Source organism: Streptomyces sp. NPDC039736, from assembly GCF_055596485.1.
In genome coordinates, this window is sequence record NZ_JBVIUQ010000028.1 from 1 (window position 1) to 4,295 (window position 4,295).

Sequence of the window (4,295 nt, forward strand, 5' to 3'; positions counted from 1 at the left end):
CCCAGCCACTCCTGCACCACAGCCAGCACACGCGCACACACCCCATGCACCGCCTCCGGCGAATCCCCACCCTCCACCGGAAACACCGTCAACGAAGAACCAGCAACCCCAGTCGCACCATTCGACCCAGCAGACCCAGCAGACCCAGCAGCCCCGAAAGCCCCACCAGCCCCCGACACATCCGCCGGCACCCACTCCAGACACAACAGCCCGTCCCGGCCCGGCGCCCCCGTCGGCTCCACCGGCACCGCCGGAGCCCCCAGCACCAACTCCGCCACCGTCAGCACCAGCTCACCCGCAGCGTCCACCAGCTCGGCCGAGAGCAGGCCCTGGGCATTCGGCAAGATCCGGGCCCGCACCACCGACGCACCCGCCGCGTGCAGCGTCACACCACGCCAGGCGACAGGCACCAACTCCCGTTCTCCCACGACCCCTCGCACCACCTCCGCCAGCAACGCCGGATGCAGACCGTAGAGCCCCGCGTCCTCGCTGCGGCCGGGCAGGGACGCCTCGATCGCGGGCGCGTCCGTGGGCGCGTCGCCGGACAGGGTCAGGACAGTGCGCTGCGGGGTCAGCCGTCCGGTGGCGTGGCAGGCCCACGGTCCGTCGGACAGTTCCTCGGGACGCGAATAGCAGCCGACCGTACGGGTGCCGCTTTCGTCCGGAGCGCCGACCGTCACCTGGACGACCACGGCACCGGTCCTGGGGAGGAGGAGGGACTGGTCGGTAAGGGCGAGCTCACCGATGTGCTCGCACTCGGCCTGTTCGCCGGTGCACAGGACCATCTCCAGCAGGCCCTCGCTCGGGAAGGCCACGGGCCCGTCGCCGGAGTCGTCCGCGAGCCAGGGCAGCGCGGCGAGGGTCAGCCTGCCGGTGAGCAGCATGCTCCCGCCGGAGTCGGCCGGGGTGACGGCCGCGCCCAGGAGGGCGTGCCCGGTCGGGGCGAGGCCCGCGCCCGCGACGTCGCCCGTGCGGGTGGCCGGCACGGGCCAGTACCGCTCGCGCTGGAAGGCGTACGTCGGCAGGGCCACCCGGCGGGCGCCCGTACCGTCGTACAGTCGCGCCCAGTCGACGTCCACGCCCGCACAGTGGAGCCGTGCCAGACCGTCGACGAGCGTGCTCTCCTCGCTCCGGTCCTTGCGCAGCACCGGCGCGCACACGACGTCCGCCGGGTCCTCGGCGTCCAGGATCTCCCGGGTGAGGGCGGTCAGTACTCCGTCCGGGCCGAGCTCGGCGAAAGCCGTTGTTCCGGCGGCGCGCAGTGCGCGTACGTCGTCGGCGAACCGTACGGTCTCCCGGACGTGCCGCACCCAGTACTCCGGATCGCACACCAGCACGCCGTCCACAGCCATCGGGATCTCCGGAGCCGAGAACGACAGCCCCGACACCACCGCACGGAACTCCTCCAGCATCGGATCCATCAACGGCGAATGGAACGCGTGCGAAACACGCAGACGGGACGTCTTGAGCCCCAGCCCCCGGAAGTGCGCGTCGATCTTCTCGACGGCTTGTTCCGCACCGGAGACGACCAGCGAGGCGGGGCCGTTGACGGCGGCGAGGGTCACGTGCTCGTCGAGCAGCGGCTGCACCTGCTCTTCCGTCGCCTGTACGGCGAGCATCGCGCCGCCCTCCGGCAGCGCCTCCATCAGGCGACCGCGCGCCGCGACCAGCGCACATGCGTCGGCCAGCGACAGCACCCCCGCCACATGCGCGGCGGCGATCTCACCCACCGAGTGCCCGGTCACGAAGTCCGGCCGCACACCCAGCGACTCGACCAGCCGGAACAGCGCCACCTCCAGGGCGAAGAGGCCGGTCTGCGTGGAGGCGGTCCGGTTCAGCGCGTCGGCGTCCTCGCCCCAGACCACCTCCCGCACCGGCACGTCCCACTCCGCGCACACCGCGTCGAAAGCCGCCGCGAACACCGGGAAACGCGCATACAACTCGCGTCCCATGCCGAGACGTTGCGAGCCCTGGCCGGTGAACAGGACCGCGAGGGGCCGTTCACGGGCCACACCGCGCGCACTTTCCATCCCGTCCACGAGCACCGCGCGGTGCACGAAGGCCGCCCGCGAGGCCGCCAGCGAGAAGCCCACGTCGAGCGCGGACTCCGCCACCCCGGAGAGCCGTTCCAGCTGAGCGTCCAGTGCGGCCTGCGACCTGGCCGACACCACCTGCGGCGCGACGATCTCCGCACCGGGCGGTTCGGTCGGCGCTACGGACAGTCCGCCCGGTCCGGCGGGCGCTTCACAAGCCTGTTCGAGGACGATGTGTGCGTTGGTGCCGCTGAGCCCGAAGGAAGAGACACCGGCCCGCCAGGGGCGGTCCACCTCGGGCCAACACGTGTTCTGTGTGAGGAGGTTGATGTGTCCCGTCGTCCAGTCGACGTGGCTGGAGGGCGCGTCGACGTGGAGGGTGCGCGGCAGCACACCCGCCCGCATCGCCATCACCATCTTGATCACACCGGCCACACCCGCGGCGGCCTGCGTGTGCCCGATGTTCGACTTCACCGACCCCAGCCACAACGGCACGCCCTCCGGCCCGCGCTCCCGCCCGTACGTGGCCAGCAACGCCTGCGCCTCGATCGGATCACCCAACGGCGTACCCGTACCGTGCCCCTCCACCACGTCCACATCCGCCGCCGACAACCCGGCAGCCGCCAACGCCTGCCGGATCACCCGCTGCTGGGAAGGACCGTTCGGCGCAGTCAGACCGTTCGACGCACCGTCCTGGTTCACCGCCGAACCGCGCACGACGGCCAGCACCTCGTGCCCGTTGCGACGGGCGTCCGAGAGCCGTTCCAGGACCAGCACGCCCACGCCCTCCGACCAGCCTGTCCCGTCGGCGGCGTCCGCGAACGCCTTGCAACGGCCGTCCCCCGCGAGCCCGCCCTGCCGGCTGAAGCCGAGGAAGCTCACTGGCGTGGACAGGACGGTCACACCACCGGCCAGCGCGAGCGAGGACTCGCCGCTGCGCAGCGACTGGGCGGCCAGGTGCATGGCCACCAGGGAGGACGAGCAGGCGGTGTCCACGGTCACGGCCGGGCCCTCCAGCCCGAAGGTGTACGACACCCGCCCCGAGACCACGCTGTTCGCGAGACCCGTACTGGCGTGGCCCTCCACGTCCTCGCGCGAGTTCATGACGAGCGACGCGTAGTCCTGTCCCGTGGTGCCCACGAAGACGCCGGTTCGGCTCCCGCGCAGTCGGGACGGGTCGATGCCCGCGCGCTCGAACGCCTCCCACGAGGTTTCCAGCAACAGCCGCTGCTGCGGGTCCATGGCGAGGGCCTCACGTGGCGAGATCCCGAAGAACCCGGCGTCGAACTCGCTCAGTCCGGAGAGGAATCCGCCCCTGTGGGTCGCGCTGGCTCCCCGGTTCGCGGGCCCGGACCCGCCGAAGAGCGCGGCGAGGTCCCAGCCCCGGTCGGTAGGGAAGTCCGTCATCCCCTCCCGGCCTTCGAGGAGCATCTCGAACAGGGCCTCGGGGGTGTCCACGCCGCCCGGCATCCGGCACGCCATGCCGACGATGGCGATCGGCTCGTCGTCGACGGGCGTCCGCCGTACGTCGGTGTCCACGGCCTGCTGCTCGTCGAGGAGTTCGGCGAGGAGGTGACCGGCGAGGGCGGTGGGGGTGGGGTAGTCGAAGACGAGGGTGGCCGGCAGCCGCAGGCCGGTGGCCCGGTTCAGCTGGTTGCGCAGTTCAAGGGCGGTCAGCGAGTCGATGCCCAGGTCCTTGAACTCGCGGTCGGCCCCGACCGACGCGGACGACCCGTGTCCGAGCACTCCGGCGGCTTCGGTCCGTACGAGCTCCAGCACCTGCCGGGCACGTTCCTCCTCGGTGAGGACGCCGAGCCGCATCCCGAGAGCGCCGGCGGTCGCCGACACGGCCGTCCGGCGGGCGCCCTTGAAGAGCCCCCGGAACAGCGGGGGTACGTCGGCTCCCGGACGCCGGTCGCCTCCGAGGCGGCCGAGGGGGACGAGGTGGGCGGCGTCGGTGGCCGTCGCGGCGTCGAGGAGCGACAAGCCCTGCTCGACGGAGAGCGGAGGAACACCCGATGCGGCGATCCGCTGGCGGTCCGCCTCCGAGAGCGTCGCGGTCATACCACCGGTCGGCGCCCACGCCCCCCACGCCAGGGACTGCCCGGCCAGACCCTCCGCACGACGCCGTACCGCCAACGCATCCAGGAACACGTTCCCCGCCGCATAACTGCCCTGACCCGCCGAACCCATCACACCCGAGACCGACGAGAACAACACGAACGCCGAAAGACCCATCTCCCGCGTCAGCTCGTGCAGATG

At 72.0% G+C, this 4,295-nt stretch carries 1 protein-coding gene; it reads right to left on the minus strand.

The window, feature by feature from the left end; translation table 11 throughout:
- Positions 1–4,295 (minus strand): type I polyketide synthase (locus ACZ56L_RS35960; RefSeq protein WP_471069498.1); only part of this gene is annotated, 4,295 nt, incomplete at both ends.